This window comes from Gammaproteobacteria bacterium (assembly GCA_029862005.1).
GTDB lineage: Bacteria > Pseudomonadota > Gammaproteobacteria.
Genome location: JAOTYD010000022.1, coordinates 18,906 through 33,891, shown reverse-complemented (window position 1 = coordinate 33,891; position 14,986 = coordinate 18,906). Strand labels below are relative to the sequence as shown.

Annotated in this window: 16 protein-coding genes; 10 read left to right on the top strand and 6 right to left on the bottom strand. The window is 51.4% G+C overall.

The window, feature by feature from the left end; genetic code table 11:
• The first annotated feature begins 52 nt into the window (after positions 1 to 52).
• The 9 genes from OES20_13470 (at position 53) to OES20_13430 (ending at position 8,620) form a co-directional block, all read left to right on the top strand.
• Entirely contained in the window at positions 53 to 400 is a 348-nt protein-coding gene (locus OES20_13470; GenBank protein ID MDH3635703.1) for a hypothetical protein, read from the top strand.
• Positions 397 to 1,365, top strand: a complete 969-nt coding sequence (locus OES20_13465) for a c-type cytochrome (GenBank protein ID MDH3635702.1) — start codon at positions 397 to 399, stop codon at positions 1,363 to 1,365. The genes OES20_13470 and OES20_13465 overlap by 4 nt, the downstream gene beginning before the upstream one ends.
• Positions 1,366 to 1,383: 18 nt before the next feature.
• Entirely contained in the window at positions 1,384 to 2,247 is an 864-nt protein-coding gene (locus OES20_13460; protein ID MDH3635701.1) for a hypothetical protein, read from the top strand.
• An 11-nt stretch (positions 2,248 to 2,258) separates the two neighbouring features.
• A complete protein-coding gene (locus OES20_13455) occupies positions 2,259 to 3,113 on the top strand; it encodes a hypothetical protein (GenBank protein ID MDH3635700.1) in 855 nt (284 codons plus the stop codon).
• A 14-nt stretch (positions 3,114 to 3,127) separates the two neighbouring features.
• On the top strand, positions 3,128 to 3,682 hold the full coding sequence (locus OES20_13450) for a hypothetical protein (GenBank protein MDH3635699.1): 555 nt from the start codon (positions 3,128 to 3,130) through the stop codon (positions 3,680 to 3,682).
• 77 nt (positions 3,683 to 3,759) lie between these two features.
• Positions 3,760 to 4,110, top strand: a complete 351-nt coding sequence (locus OES20_13445) for a hypothetical protein (GenBank protein MDH3635698.1) — start codon at positions 3,760 to 3,762, stop codon at positions 4,108 to 4,110.
• Positions 4,111 to 4,181: 71 nt separating this feature from the next.
• Positions 4,182 to 5,216, top strand: coding sequence for a 6-bladed beta-propeller (locus OES20_13440; GenBank protein ID MDH3635697.1), 1,035 nt, complete (start codon positions 4,182 to 4,184; stop codon positions 5,214 to 5,216).
• 40 nt (positions 5,217 to 5,256) lie between these two features.
• Positions 5,257 to 7,629, top strand: coding sequence for a hypothetical protein (locus tag OES20_13435; protein ID MDH3635696.1), 2,373 nt, complete (start codon positions 5,257 to 5,259; stop codon positions 7,627 to 7,629).
• Positions 7,604 to 8,620 carry a cytochrome c biogenesis protein ResB gene (locus OES20_13430; protein ID MDH3635695.1) on the top strand — a complete coding sequence of 339 codons (1,017 nt, stop codon included), beginning with the start codon at positions 7,604 to 7,606 and terminating at the stop codon, positions 8,618 to 8,620. The genes OES20_13435 and OES20_13430 overlap by 26 nt, the downstream gene beginning before the upstream one ends.
• A gap of 257 nt (positions 8,621 to 8,877) precedes the next feature.
• Here the strand turns inward: OES20_13430 and OES20_13425 are convergent, their stop codons facing one another.
• Positions 8,878 to 10,236: a PAS domain-containing protein gene (locus OES20_13425; GenBank protein MDH3635694.1), complete on the bottom strand. Its 1,359-nt coding sequence runs from the start codon at positions 10,234 to 10,236 to the stop codon at positions 8,878 to 8,880.
• A gap of 261 nt (positions 10,237 to 10,497) precedes the next feature.
• Here OES20_13425 and OES20_13420 point away from each other — a divergent pair, with 261 nt between their 5' ends.
• Entirely contained in the window at positions 10,498 to 10,863 is a 366-nt protein-coding gene (locus OES20_13420; GenBank protein ID MDH3635693.1) for a cupin domain-containing protein, read from the top strand.
• Between the two features lie 62 nt (positions 10,864 to 10,925).
• On the opposite strand, the gene OES20_13415 is transcribed toward OES20_13420, so the two are convergent.
• The 5 genes from OES20_13415 to OES20_13395 form a co-directional block, all read right to left on the bottom strand.
• Positions 10,926 to 11,336 carry a universal stress protein gene (locus OES20_13415; GenBank protein ID MDH3635692.1) on the bottom strand — a complete coding sequence of 137 codons (411 nt, stop codon included), beginning with the start codon at positions 11,334 to 11,336 and terminating at the stop codon, positions 10,926 to 10,928.
• Positions 11,337 to 11,441: 105 nt separating this feature from the next.
• Positions 11,442 to 12,203 carry an efflux RND transporter periplasmic adaptor subunit gene (locus tag OES20_13410; protein ID MDH3635691.1) on the bottom strand — a complete coding sequence of 254 codons (762 nt, stop codon included), beginning with the start codon at positions 12,201 to 12,203 and terminating at the stop codon, positions 11,442 to 11,444.
• A gap of 11 nt (positions 12,204 to 12,214) precedes the next feature.
• The gene (locus OES20_13405) at positions 12,215 to 13,519 is read right to left on the bottom strand and encodes a TolC family protein (protein ID MDH3635690.1); all 1,305 of its coding nucleotides are present in this window, start codon (positions 13,517 to 13,519) and stop codon (positions 12,215 to 12,217) included.
• A 70-nt stretch (positions 13,520 to 13,589) separates the two neighbouring features.
• Positions 13,590 to 14,144: a thioredoxin family protein gene (locus tag OES20_13400; protein MDH3635689.1), complete on the bottom strand. Its 555-nt coding sequence runs from the start codon at positions 14,142 to 14,144 to the stop codon at positions 13,590 to 13,592.
• 64 nt (positions 14,145 to 14,208) lie between these two features.
• Positions 14,209 to 14,829, bottom strand: coding sequence for a hypothetical protein (locus tag OES20_13395; GenBank protein ID MDH3635688.1), 621 nt, complete (start codon positions 14,827 to 14,829; stop codon positions 14,209 to 14,211).
• Positions 14,830 to 14,986: the final 157 nt, after the last annotated feature.

The window sequence follows — 14,986 nt, the reverse complement described above, 5'->3', positions numbered from 1 at the left end:
TAAAAAGCTGCAAGCGCATCGTCTTTTTCTTTCCTTGCTGGCGACACCGGCCATGGTTAGCGCCGAATATGGTGATGTACTGATAAACAACTACTCGGATGCGGCTGGAATGCGGCCGGTTGTTTTTCCGCACTGGTTTCATCGCATTCGTTTCAGGTGCAAGGTATGTCATGCCGACCTCGGATTCAAGATGGAGGCCGGCGGCAACCAGATCAACATGCTGAAAATTATCGATGGTGAGTACTGCGGTGCCTGCCATAACGGCGAGGTGGCCTGGTCGGTCGAGAACTGTGATGTTTGCCATACGGGGAAAGCCGGGCAACCAACCCAGGTGCATCAGAGCACCGCGTCGAAACTGACGACCACGACAAAAAGAAAAAAGGCAGAGAGCGAGCAATGATCAGGCAAAGCAATGTAATCGTTTTTGCTGAAGCCGGCCTGTTTCAGATCATCGTTTTAATATTTCTTGTTTTTTACACAACCGCCACGGTGCGCGCCACCGACGAAGTCCGCAACGGCAAACAGGTTTACGATGCCTCCTGTGGCGCCTGTCATACGGCTGGCGTGTTACAGGCGCCAAGGCTGGGTAAGCGGGAAGACTGGAGCGCGCGCGAACAACAGGGTCTCGAGGTGTTGATGACGCATGCGTTAAAGGGTTTCAAAAATATGCCGGCTAAGGGAGGCAATCCGACAATTAAGGACGAAGAAATTAAAAAAGCGGTTGTCTACATGCTGGTCAGTTCGGGTTTCGATCAATACGCAGAAAAGCCAGCTACAGAGGAGGCATCCAAAAAGAAGACCGATACCGCCGCGGTTGTGAAAAAAGCACCCGCCAAAAAAACACTGGCCAGTAGTGTGAACCAGTTTAATCGGCTGATGAAGTCTTCCTCCGAATGGAACCTGCCGCCGGCCAAGGATGGCATTCACGATTCAGAAAGTCCCGGCACGCTGCTATTACAGGAGCCCAGGGTCGCTTTCGACTCCTTGAGCAAATCGAAATCAGGTAACCGGGTAGATTGGGTAAAGGCATTGGAAGGTGGAGAAATATCACCCCGCTACGAGCGTTTGAACGACGACGCAAAACCGGTGGTAATGGATTTGAATATCGTGCGCGAGGTCAAGGGATCGATGCCGGATGTCGTTTATCCGCATAAGCAACATACCGAATGGCTGGATTGTTCGAATTGCCATCCGGCAATTTTCATCCCGCAAAAAGGCGCTAACCAGATATCGATGGCTTCGATTCTGCTGGGTCAGAAATGCGGTGTATGTCATGGCAAGGTTGCGTTTCCGGTCGCCGAATGCCGCAGATGTCACTCCAAGCAAAAAGCGACCGAGACAGAGGCGAAAAACAAGACGAACTGATTACGAGAGATGAGAACGATGAGGATATCGATTCCAGCACTGCTTCTGATATTTAACCTGAACCTGGTTCAGGCGCAGGAAGAATCGGTCGCTAATCCGTCTGGCGTCAAGGGTGTGGGCGAGAAAATTGCGCAGAAGATTAAGATGGTAAACCACATATTACATAGCGCTGATCTGTTGCAGCGGGTCAAGGCAAGCGGCGACAGTGTCGCCCGCGAGTTGCTTGCGAGGGCAGCGGAAAACTTCCTCAAGGGTGAGGAATATTTCGATCGCGGCCAGTATCTCGAAGCCGAAGCGGTGCTCGACTACGTACTCCGAGACCTCAGTGCCAGTTCGCGGCTGCTCAGTGTGTCGCAGCAAAAAAAGAGCAGGTACCGGCATTTCATCGAGCAACTCGATTCGTTCGCCTTACCCGAGTGGCGAAATCTGGATGAACTCGAAAACGATCTGTTGCAAAAAAAATTGGAGCGCATCAGCGCATTACGCGATCAGGCAGTCAGGCAGGCGGAAGTCGAATCCTATGATGAGGCGATGGCAATGCTCGAACATGCCTATCGCTTGAAAGTTTCCCTGATAGACGAATTCAGTCATGAAACCCTGGTTGTTTACGACCTCAAATTCGAAACAGTCCAGGACGAGTATCAGTACATGGTCAATCGAGCCTACCACTACCTGGAACTGGTGCAGATCGCCATGACGCAGGGCGTAGTCGAGGAACAAACGCAAAAGCTGGCTGACCAGTACCTCTACAGTTCGATGCTGAATCTCGACGCCGCAGAAGAGTTTGAAACCCAGGGCCAGTTCCCCGAGGCCATTTCGATACTCGACAATTCAATTAACCAGTTATCCGCAGTGCTCAAATTACTGGGGGTCAAAATCTGATATGGATTATTATGACTAGTAAATTTTTTAGCGCCAGCTCGATCCTGTTGTTAGCGATACTGACGGCTTCGACGGATTTGCAGGCGGCCGCGGTCGATCGGCTGCCAAATATGGATAGATTGCTAAACCGGTCTTCCGGTGCCAGGCAGGTCATTAACAGCAGCAATAGCGATGCTCTGAACAAGCGCAAGCAGGCATTGGACCTGTATCGAAAGGCGCAGGACAAAATCGACTCGGGTGACGAGAAAGCCGCCTCCGATTTTCTGAATCAGTCCGCCAGGCTGATGTTCGAAGCAATAAAACTGGCGACTCCGACATCACTGGGCGAAGACAAGGAGATCGTCAATTACGGTCAGCGCCGCGAATCGGTGATTGCGCTACAGGATGCATTTAACCGCATTTCCGATGAAAACAACGAAACCGAAGTCAGGAGCAAGGTTAACGATCAGTTAGCCACCCTGGTCGGCCGGGCCGATGATTTGTTGCAGCAGGGAAATAATGTCGCGGCCAGGGTCGAAATTGACAAGGCCTATCATTTGTTAAAGGTCACCATCGAATCGATCAGGTCAGGGCAGACGCTGGTGCGTTCGTTACAGTTCAAAAGCAAGGAGGAGGAGTATCTCTACGAAATCGATCGTAATGATACGCACGGTATGTTGATTGGATTGCTGGTTGATCAAAAACAAAAATCGGAGGCCATGAAGAGTAAAATTTCCGACTTCGTCGGGCAGGCCCGGTTACTGCGTCAGCAGGCGGAACAGTATGCCAGTCAGGATGCGCACGAGCAGGCTATCGAACTACTCGAACAGTCGACACGGCAACTGGTTCGCGCCATCCGCAGTGCTGGAATTTACATTCCCGGATAGTTGAATTAGCGATCATGAAATATTCGCGTTTTATCCTTGTTATTCCACTCGGGCTCTGGTTTGCCTTGCTGGGGGCTGAGCCGGGCTGGAAATCGCTGTCTGAAGATGGATTGCACGATCCCCTGAGCCCTGCAATCGGTATTTTGCAGGAGCCCGAAACCGCGCTTTCGCTGTTGCCGCCGGATAGCGCCGGTAACCGGGTTTCCTGGATCAGGGCGCTGCGTGAAAGATACATCGAGCCGCGCACCAATATTTTCCCGGAGACCAGGATCGAAATTCTGGATATGGATATCGTTATGGATCAGACAGGTGAGTTGCCGCTCGTCATGTTCCCGCATAAGCCGCATACCGAGTGGCTGGACTGCGCCAACTGTCATGACCGGATCTTCGTGAAAAAAGTCGACGCCAATCCAATGAATATGTTCGCCATACTTTCCGGTCAGTATTGCGGGCAATGTCATGGTGCCGTTGCGTTTCCGCTGACCGAGTGCAACCGTTGTCACAGCGTTGTCAGGAAAACCTTTAGCGGAAAGCCCGGCGTGCAACCGAATCTGACTTCGAGTCAGTAAGCTGCCGGTTTGTCTGTAGCATGAAACTCCTGTTTCCACATCCCCTTAGATCAGCCAGGATCAGGCCCTTGATTCTAATGCTCCTGGTACTGGCAGGTATTGCGCCACAGGCCAATGCCGAATATGCCGATGTGGTTTTAAACCGGCTTTCCGAGGCCAATGATATGCGCCCCGTAATCTTCCCGCACTGGTTTCATCGTATCCGTTTTCGCTGCAAAGTGTGCCATCATGAGCTCGGATTTGAAATGCGTGCCGGGGCGAATCAGATCGATATGGGAAAAATCATCGATGGGCAATACTGTGGCATGTGCCACAACGGTAAAATCGCCTGGCCGGTAGAGGAGTGCCACCTCTGTCATTCAGGTAAACCCGGGCTGAAGACCGGTATTCGCGGTGGCAGTGAGACTGCGGGGCCGGGACGGTGGTAAATCGCAGCTCGACCATGTTCCCCATTTGCGCTCCATTGGCTAGGGGGTACTTGCTTACAACCCTGATAATAATGCTTTTACTGACGATTTCGGGCTGTAGCACGATTTCGAACCAGCATTTGTTCAAGATGCCCGGGATCGCCGAAACCGATCGGGGTATTCAGGTCTGGCCGTCCCTGCCGGCGGTGCCCCGATATGCTTTTATCGGCCATATTTACGGCGAGTCCAATCGCGCCGATACACCGGAACGCAGTGGTCTGGCGCGCCTGTTGGCCGCCATCGTGGGTCTGGATGCGAAAAAAATATCTCCGCTCGACCTGTTGCGCCCGCAGCAGGTGGCCACCGATAACCGGGGCAAGATTTATATTACCGACCCAGGACTGCAGTCCATTTTTGTGTTCGATGAAATACTCGGTGAATTTGCCGTCTGGAACGAGCGCAGTCTGAATATTTCTCTGCCAAGTCCCATTGGCGTTGCGCACGCCGAAGACTCGGTCTGGGTGACCGATTCCGAGTTGGCGCTGATTTATCAATTTAGCCTGACTGGAGAAGTGATCAACAGCTTTGGCCACGAGGTATTGAAACGGCCAACCGGGATCGCCTATGACCCGGATAATCAGAGGTTTTTTATCAGCGATACCGCCGCGGGTGATATCAAGTTGTTTAGCCCAGGCGGGGAGTTGCTCGATACCTGGGGTGTTGCGGGAACTGGAGAAGCGCAGTTTAATCATCCGACTTATCTGGTTTATCGGCTGGGCCGGCTTTACGTGGTCGATTCGCTAAATGCAAGAATACAAATACTCGATCGGCAAGGCCGGTTTAAGCAAAGCGTTGGTCATCGCGGATTGTATGTCGGTAATTTCTCCCGTCCCAAGGGAATTGCGCTCGACTCGGATGGTAATATTTATGTTTCCGAGAGTTATTATGATCATGTCCTGATTTACAATCCGCAGGGCAGCCTGTTGATGTCGATCGGGGGTTCCGGCTCAGCGCCCGGTCAGTTTGCGCAACCTACCGGTATCTGGGTGGATGACAAGGACAGGATTTATGTCTCGGATATGCTCAACAGCCGGGTTTCGATGTTCCAGTACCTGGGGAATAACTAGGATGGATGCTTGCCGACCACTGCTTTGCTTACGTCGATTAATGCTGGCGGGCAGTTTGCTGCTCATGCTGCTGGTCGTCAGTTTTGCAAATCAGGCGGCACGTATTTCCGATACCGCCAATACCCGGCACAATTTGTCGGTTAGCGGCCCGGGCAGCATAACGGCGGTTACCGAAAGTCAGATTTGCGTGTTTTGTCATACTCCGCATCAGGCAGAGGCGATACCCAACGCACCGCTATGGAATCGGCAGGCCTCTGTCGCGGCCTATACGCCATACACTTCCGATACCATCGATGCCAACGATATCGCGGCCACGCCGGGCGGCAGCTCGAAACTGTGCCTATCTTGCCATGACGGCACAATCGCAATTGGACAGGTTAACGTGGTCAACGCGCAGAGCAACGTGACTATCAATATGTCGGGCACCGGTGCCGGCGGGGTCATGCCTTCCGGTGGGGGCGATAACACCGGGTTTACACGTAAGCTTGGGACCGATCTGAGCAACGATCATCCGATATCCTTCACCTACGACAGTACGCTGGCGAATGCCGACGGTGAGTTACGGAATCCCGCGTTCGAGGCCCACATCGCCAACCGTGCGCCGGGCGTCAAACCACTGGTGCCACTGGAAAACGGTCAGCTGCAATGCACCAGCTGCCACGATCCGCACATTCGAGATTCCGACATCACCAAAAACATCAAGTTTTTGCGCCTGCATCGCTTCCAGGAGGGTTTTGCTACTGGCGGTAACTTCGATGATGCCAACGACATCATTTGCCTGGCCTGTCACGACAAGCTGGGTCTGGCCTGGTCGCAGTCGGCGCATGCCGACCCGCAGGTCGCCAATGAAACCTATACGACAGCCGCGGCTAATTTACGAGAGTTCCCGTTAAATTTACCGGTGTGGCAGGCGAGTTGCCTGAACTGCCATGACACCCATACGGTGCAGGGGTCGCGCCATCTGTTGAGGGAAGGCACCGACAGTTTTCTGAGCCCGAAGACCGGCGGTAACGCGGCGCTCGAAGAAACCTGTTACACCTGTCACTCCGCCGACGGCGGCGTACTCAATGGCCAGGGCAATGCTTCGTTTCAGGTGCCCGATATCAAATCTGACTTTGTTTCCGGTTTGACGCACATGCCGATCACCAACAGCGATCAACAGACTGCGAGTGAGATCCATGCTGCTCTGGATGCCGATCTAAGTGAGGACAAATCTAGATTCAATCTCGGCAACCGTCATGTCGAATGTACCGATTGTCATAACCCGCACCGGGTGTTGAAGAATCGTTTGTTCAACAATACTGGCGCAGCCCAGGCGGGAACCCATAACCATGCGACCGGGCATACCAATATCGCGTCCGGCGTGCTGCGCGGGAGTTGGGGCGTCGAGCCCGTATACGGTTCGAGTAATTTCGATCCGGGCAATTTCCCGATTAGCTATATCGTCAAACGCGGCGATGGCGGATTCGGCGCCAGTACGGCAGTTGGCAGCGCGCATGTGACGCGCGAGTATCAGATCTGTTTGAAATGTCATTCAGATTATGCCTATGGCGCCAACCCGCCGACGCTAGGCAATACTGGCGGCAATACGCTATCTGGCATCAATGACGTAACCGAATACACCAACCAGGCAATTGAATTCCAGGCGCCTTTAAGTCACAAGGGCGAAGTAAGCACCCTCGATTCCGGCGCCGCGAGTGCCTATTCGAGCAATAATCATCGCTCCTGGCATCCGGTGATCGATAACACTGGCCGCACGCTGGCGATTCGTAACACCAATTCGGCTAATTTTGAGTCACCGTGGAATGGCAATGCTGATGTTGGCAATCAGACTATGTATTGCTCCGATTGTCATGGATCGAACACCGGTATCGGCACCTCGACACCGTCGGGTGGCGAGAATGGCAACCCCTGGGGGCCGCACGGTTCGACCAATAATTTTATTCTCAAGGGAGACTGGAGCCAGAACACCGGTACCGGCAATACCAACGACCTGTGCTTCAAGTGCCACGATCACGATCTCTATGCGACCCGGGGCGATGGCGCCAGCGGCTTCGGCGGCTCCAGGGATCCCAACCTGCATTCATATCACGCCGACAAGATCGGTCGATTGCGCTGTAGCTGGTGCCACGTCGCGGTGCCCCATGGCTGGAAGAACAAGGGTTTGCTGGTCAACCTGAACGACGTCGGGCCCGAGGGAGGGCAGCCTGCTGGCACCCAGGTTAGGAATAATACGACCGCCGGATATACCAACGGTCCTTACTACCTGAACGCGATGCTGAAGATCGTCAGCTTTGCCACCAGTGGCAACTGGGAAGAGACCAATTGCGGCTCGGCGGGAGCGCCGGGCAATGGTGAAATTGGACGTGACTGGATGAGGGACAGCAGTGAAAATTGCGAAAATCCACCCTAGCGCTGCTCCGCGGCCACGGCTCGGCCTGGTAGATGCATTGGCGTCTAACCGCAGCACCTTGCTGTTATTGTTCGTGCTTGCGCTAGCGATCGTGGTTTATTACCAGGTTTCGCTGCCGCAAAGAATCTGGATAATCGCGCTGCCGACGGGATTGCTGATAATGAATTTTTTACTGGCGCTGGCAACTCGAGATATCCTGAAAAATAACTGGCCGCTGATGATATTTCATTTTGCATTGATCGCGCTGGTTCTGTTGGCATTCACGGGCAGGATGAGTTTTTTCAAGGCCACGCTGGAACTCGCCGAGCACGAAGAATTTTCCGGACAATTGGAAAATGTCCAGCAGGGGCCGTGGCACCGTTACGGGCTGTCAGCAATCCGATTTACAAACCTGGGTTTTCAGATTCGTTATCACGCAGGGATCAAAAGGGATAAAACGGTTAATCAGTTGATGCTAACCACAGCTGACGGCTTGCAGCAAACACTGGAGATAGGTGATCACGTGCCTTTGATAATAGGCCACTATCGGTTTTATACCTCGCATAACAAGGGTTACGCCCCGGTGTTCGAGTGGCAACCATTTGCCAGTTTATCAAAAGTCGTCGGCAGCATTCATTTGCCTGCTTATCCAACTCACGAATTCGAGCAGGCTTTGGAATGGACGATACCGGAAACCGATACCAAGCTTTGGGCGTATCTGAAGATCGAAGAGAATGTGTTACCTGAGGATCGGGAGTTTAATTTTCAGGTGCCGCAACAGCATCAGCTAGTTCTGCGATATCAGGATCATCGCTATACATTGCGGCCAGGTGATGAACTAGAATTGCCTGGCGGAATTCTTCGCTATGAAAAATTGTCCACCTGGATGGGATACAAAGTAGATTATGACTGGACTCGCCCGTGGTTGCTCGCGACCGCGATGATTGGCCTGCTGGGTCTCTTTGTGCACTTTATCCTTAAATTTAACCTGGTGGAGCGGAAAACAGGCTGACTCTGGATATTCATCAAACACCAAGGAGAGAGTGAATATATAACTGTTGTTAGATTGAGGTTGTTAGATGAACAAATCGAAAAGTATGCTTGCGATATTAAGGTCCGTCATTCAATAAGGCTCGTTTTGTTTCGACTGTTTCGCAGTAAAGCAAAATAGAGCATTCTTTAGCTCTGCTCGTTGCACGAAATAAGCAAAGAAGATTGAAGAGGCAGGAACCATGTTCCATCGATGGCCCTCAATTTAAAAAAGCCCCCCTACACCGGGTAGTGCCCCGGGGGTGCTACTGACGGATCAAGCAGGTGGGACTCCTTCAAAATCAAAGTGCTCTTATCTGTGACCGGATTATTTTTTTGTAGATTTCCCACTACTCGGCCGACTCGGCTAAGCTCCAGTAAATCGTTTAACAGGGCACCCATGGTATCGGCGGCGGAATTTATTTTTTCGAAATCAGCTTCTATCCGATCTTTATCATTTACGTCAATATCCCTGCCAAGTAAGCCAATGAAACCTTTTATTGTAATTAGTGGGGTTTTTAAATCATGTGACACCGCGTAAGCAAATCGCTCTAATTCTGCATTCTTGGTTTCTAGCTCGGAAGAAATCTTTTTACGTTCTGTGATTTCTTGTTGAAGCCGGTTTACCGTATCCGCAAGTTGTTGTGTCTGTTCCGCCACTTCCGATTTCAGTGATTTTCTCGACTCCAGCAGGTTTTGCACGGCGATTATTTGCTTGGTTATATCTTGCAAGACACCGATCGATTGGTTTGACTTAGTAATTGAGTCCCATACGGCGACACTTTGTTCGCGTACCCATCGTATTTCGCCATCAGGTCGTTGAACTCGATATTCCACGTCAATTTTATTTTTTGCTGTTTTTCGTTGCTGGAAAATTTTTGTCAGGCGCTCTTGATCATCCTCGTGAACAAGGGCTATCTCATCCGCTAACGAGGTTATTTCGCGTAAGATTTTGTTCGAGGAAGTGCCGAATATCCTCGCAAATCCCGGGCTGATATATTTATATTTCTCTGTGTCTAGATTCCATATGTAATGCCCAACATCGGGAAACAACTCAAATTGTTGGATCAACGCATTTTGATTATCGAGTTCCCGCTGGCGTTCCTTGAGATCGGTAATATCCTGGATTGCGCCAAAAGAACGGGTGATAACTCCGTCTTCCATCTGTGTTCCATATTCCAATTCGCGCACATACCGCACTTCGCCATTGGGTCTGACGATGCGATATTCAAATATGTGGGCAAGGCCACGTGGATGTTCAGGATTGAGGACGACACTCAAGTTGCTGATATAATGTTCCAGGTCGTCGGGGTGAACAAAAGGGAAAAAGTCTTCCTCACACTGATATTTTTCATAGAGTGAATCCAGACTAATTCCCATAATATCCGCCATTTCCTTGGAAAAATAAGCGGATCGTTTTGTTGTTTCGTCCCACTCCCAATATCCGATGCTTATCGCAGCTGACAGGGTTTGAAGCAGTTCTTGCTTCAATTTCGCGGCATCTTCCATTGCGGCCAATTTTTTACGCAGGTATTCATTTTCATCGAGCAGTTCTTGATTCGATGATTGTAAACCAGCGAGATTTGAAGTATTGCGCATAAAGATCCAGGCTTTACCACAGCTTGTGGTTTTAAACGAGTATATGATATGTCCCACTCATGATTTGTCCATGATATGCGAGATAGCGGTCGAATCGCAAAATACCGGGCTAAGCTGGGCTATCAAAATGAGGCGTGTTTAACTTTAAACGCTGGAAGAGCGTACAGATTGTTCAGTGCAGAGACCAGGGTCAGGCCAAAAAATGAGCCATGTTATGATTTAAATAATTTTTAATTGCAATCGGGAGTGAGCCACCAGGCCATGTCGCAAAAAGATCACTTTTTCAATATAGATGCGCTCGAGCAGGGCATCAGCCGGAATCTATCCGAGGGCATGACGACGCGTGTTTTCGCTGGCGAGGAAGCGATGATTTCAATCGTACGCGTCGAACCCGGCAAGTCCGGGGAAATCCATTCGCACCCGCAGGAGCAATGGGGATTTTGCGTGCAGGGTTCGGGCCTGCGTATGCAAGGTGGCGAACAGATCGAGGTTGGTGCGGGGGACTTCTGGCGCACTCCGGGAAACGTGGAACATGGATTCACCGCGGGCGCCGATGGTGCCGTGATCTACGATGTTTTTGCACCACCCCGGGAGGAGTACATGAAACCCGGGGCGGGTTTTCGCTAGTTCAGGATGCTAGGTCTGCGGCAAGCTTCAGTTAAATCCGCCTGTCGTTCTCGAAAGTGGGATTAACGAACCACCAGCACCGAGCAGCTGGCGTGGCGCACGATTTTAGCCGCGGTCGAACCGAGGAAGTAATCCTGCAAGCCGGGGCGATGGGATGCAATGATGATAAGGTCCGCATCCTTTTCTTTGGCGACATCCAGAATGGTATTGTAGGAATGACCGGTGCGAACCTCGACATCCATTTTGGTGCCGCTTGCGGTGGCTATGGCCTTCAATTCTGACTGCACGGTTTCAATAGACTTGTCAATCAGGTCGGGCGGTAAATTGACCGCCGCCCAGTTGGGTATATCCTCGACAACATTGAGCAAAGTAATCTTTGCACCATCGGTGGCATGTCGAACAGCCAGATCGATAATGGATTTGCCCTCGGCTACATGACCCGTATCGATGGGTACCAGGATATTCTTGTACATTTTAATCGTGCCCCTCTGCAAAGATTAGTGAAAGCTGCCGTGAATAATCAATAATAACTGTGATGCCTATCGTTGGTCCAGATATTGATTTACATCAAATAGCCGCTAATCGTCCTCGATGATGACGGTAACCGGTATGCCGGCAGGTAACTTGTCATCAGCGCTGAAATTAACCTGCAGCGACATGGCCGGGTAATTATTGCTACCGATAGAGGCCTGTTTACTGATTCCGACCACCTTGCCCTGGTAATCCTGCTTTTGGAAACTAACCTTCGCATTTTTGTTGAGCAGGGAATCGCTCAACTGATCGATCGGTATTAACAGGTTCACAACCATCGAAGAATTATCGGCGATTGTAAGCAGGGTTTGATTGCTGACGCGCGTGTTGATGTATTGCCCGGAAAAGGTCGCGATATCCAGTACGATTCCACTGGTCGGTGCCCGGATTTCGGTCTGCGACAGGCGGAACAATGCTTGCGTTAGCTTCGCTTCGGCGGCCGCCAGCTTTGCTTCGGCAATGGCAAGATTTTGTTCGGCCGTGTTGAGGTCAACCAGCGACAGTGAATCGCGATCGAACAGTTCCTGCGCCTTTTCCATTTCGGTTTGCATTCTGTCTACCGTGGGTAACAGCGAATCACGTTGTGCCTGAGCGAAGTCTGCTTCTGCCTTGAATCCGGTGGGGACAAAGGTGAGCAGCAGTTCACCGGCCGATACTTGCTGTCCGGCAGATACCTTGATCGAGGCCACCCTGCCACTGATACTGCTGTTCAGCGACATTAGCTGGGCGAACTCGGTGCGCCCATTGAGTTCGATGGCCGAAGCCTGGGTTATCCCGAGGAAAAACAATATCGAAGGCAAAAAGCGCATATCAATCTCCGTTACTGCGATTTGGCTAACTGGTTCAGGAAATCGGTGCCGACCAGGGCTGCGAGACGCTGGTAGGCGACTTCGAGGGCATACAGTACCCGCTGGCGTTCGGTATTGCTGCGGGAAAATAAAACCATTGAGTCGCCTAGATCGGTTTTAAATTCGAGCTCGTACTCGGCGCGGCTGCGGTCCAGGTACTTGTCACGATAATCCTGCTCAACGATACGACCCTGGTATTCCAGCTGCAGTTGCTGGATTTGTTGCCAAAGCTTGAGGACCTCGAGGCGCAAATGCGAATGCAGTTTATGTTGGTTGGCCAGCGCCTGGTTGTAATGCGCCTGCGCCAGCTTGATTTTTTCCGCGGGCGAGCTGGAATAGAGCGGTATTTCGAAATAGAGACTGGCGCGCCAGTCGTCACGCAGGCGGCTATCGCGCTCGTAGGTGGATGCTTCTAGTTCAAGTTCAAGGCTCGGATTGTCGGTTGCCGCCGCGATATCGATAGCCGCCTGGGCCGCCCGTGTATTCGCCCGCACAACCTGCGCTTCGAGACTGAACTGCAGTGCGCGCTCGGTCAGTGCCGTTATATCATCGGGCAACTGGCGTTCGTTATCGATGGCAGGAACTTCGAGGTCAGACGGTATCTGACTTGGATTGCCCATCGCTTCGGCCAATATCGCCCGGGTCAGGCGCTGCTGTTGCATGGCGAGAGCACGTTTCTGGCGAGTAACCTCGTACTCGGACTGCAGGCGTAACACCTCGATTTCCGCGACCCGGCCAAGCTCCAGGTCCTGCACCGCGTTGTCATAGCGGATAAAACCGATTGCCAGGGCCTCATTTTCACTGATGAAATTGTTGTCAGCGTTTAAAACGTCAAAGTATTTTTCCATGATCTGCAGACGGCGTTGCTCAATCACCAGGCGTTTTTGATGTTCAAGCGCCTGTAACTGGAGCGCAAGCTTGTTTTCAAGTGAATCCTGCCTGCCAAAATCGTACAACGGCTTTGACAATATTAAACTTGCTGCACTGTCGTCGGTATCATCGCCTGTAAATGCTTCGTCGGAAAGGCCTACCTCACGAATACGGCCGGTTAAGTCAAGGCTGAAGCCATTGCTACTCTTTTCGATACCCATCTCGGCCTTCACCACTTCCAGTCGCTGGTCAATCGCAACCAGCTCAAAGTGTGAGGGATTCGCCGCAGTATTCAATGCGGCTTCGAGGGTTAGCGGTTCGGGTAATCGCTCGCCTGTAACTGCGATTGGAAACAACACGGCCAGTAACATGATAAATTGCAGTGGAGTTATCGTTGTTATTGTCACTGTCTCGCTAGTCACCCTGGAATTGAAGGACAGCAGTATAAATCCGGCTGGGGTCCGGCGTCGAATTCTGCTACAGCGTTGCTTTCTGTTTCATTCGTTTGTAGCGTGTAAAACGGATGTTGCGTCCCGAGTCGTCTTTTTGCAAGTAAACCTGGTTTACGATGTATTCGCCCATCCACATGAACTCCCGGGTTCCGGACGGCGCGCCGATATACTTGAAGATCTGCTTACCGTCGAGGTCGAAGAAGGCCAGCATCGGCGTGGCTCGAACCCGGTACTGGCGGGCAAATTCCTTCTGCGTGATTTCCAGGCCCGCAAAATCGACGATCTCGACATCGCCCTCAATATCGACCGTCAGCGAATGAAAGTTCTGCCGGAAATAGTCCTGTACCTCGGGTTGGTTCAGCACCGTCTGTTTCATGCGATGGCAAAACGGGCATTCGTCCATTTCGAAGAACAGGAAAATCCCCTGCTTTCCCTGTTCGCGCGCTATTTCGAGCTCTTCGGTCAGGTCGCCGAGGCTTTGTTCGAAAAAGTACTGGTATGGATCTCGTGGAGACGCTGCCTGTAGTAGCGTTGGCAGGAGGCAGAGGAGAAACGTGAATGCGGGAAGCTTTTTAGCCATCGTTGAGGTACTCAATTCAGGTGCAAAAGCTTCCCATTTTTGCAATCACAATTCAATTACTTCATTACTGCTGTGGTTGTTGTTGCGGCTGAGCCTGGGCCTGGGGTGCCATCATGCTGGTCCAGGCATTTGGATCGAACCAGTTAAAACCAGCAGCAGGGTTGGTATAGCTCGCGCTGGTGGTGCCACCCGGAATGTATGCATTCGGGTTCATCCAGGACATGTAGGTATTAGGATCCATGTATACCTGGTAGTTAGCCGGGTTCATGGGCTGCATGTAGGTGCCAGGATTCATGAACTGCATGTATGCCATCGGATTCATCATCTGCATGTAAGAAGCCGGATTCATATACGCGCTGTAGGCAGCGGGATTCATCCAGGCCATCATGTTGTTTGGATCGGCAAACTGCATGTAGAACTGAGGCGTCATGAATTGTCCGTAGGTCGCCGGGTTCATGAACTGGCCGTAATTCATCGGATTCATAAACACCTGGTAACCTTCGGGGCGCGCCAGGTTCATTTGCTGAACATTGGGAACGCCGGCATTCATCATGCCCATCCAGGCAAACGGATTAAACATTTCGGCAGATTGAGCCGGGTTGGTGGCTGGTGCTTCGGTAGCGAAAGCAGTTCCACTGCCCAGGCCAAATAACAGTACTAATGGTAAAATAATTTTCTTGATCATGATTAGATCCCCTTAAAAAATGAGATTTCATTATATTAGTAAAGCCTAATATACAAATAACTATTCTGGGATAGGTAGTGGGGGTATTAGGTATATATTCACGGCCGTGATTTTTTGGAAATTTACGGTTGCAGTGCTGTTTTCTGGGCTTAATATG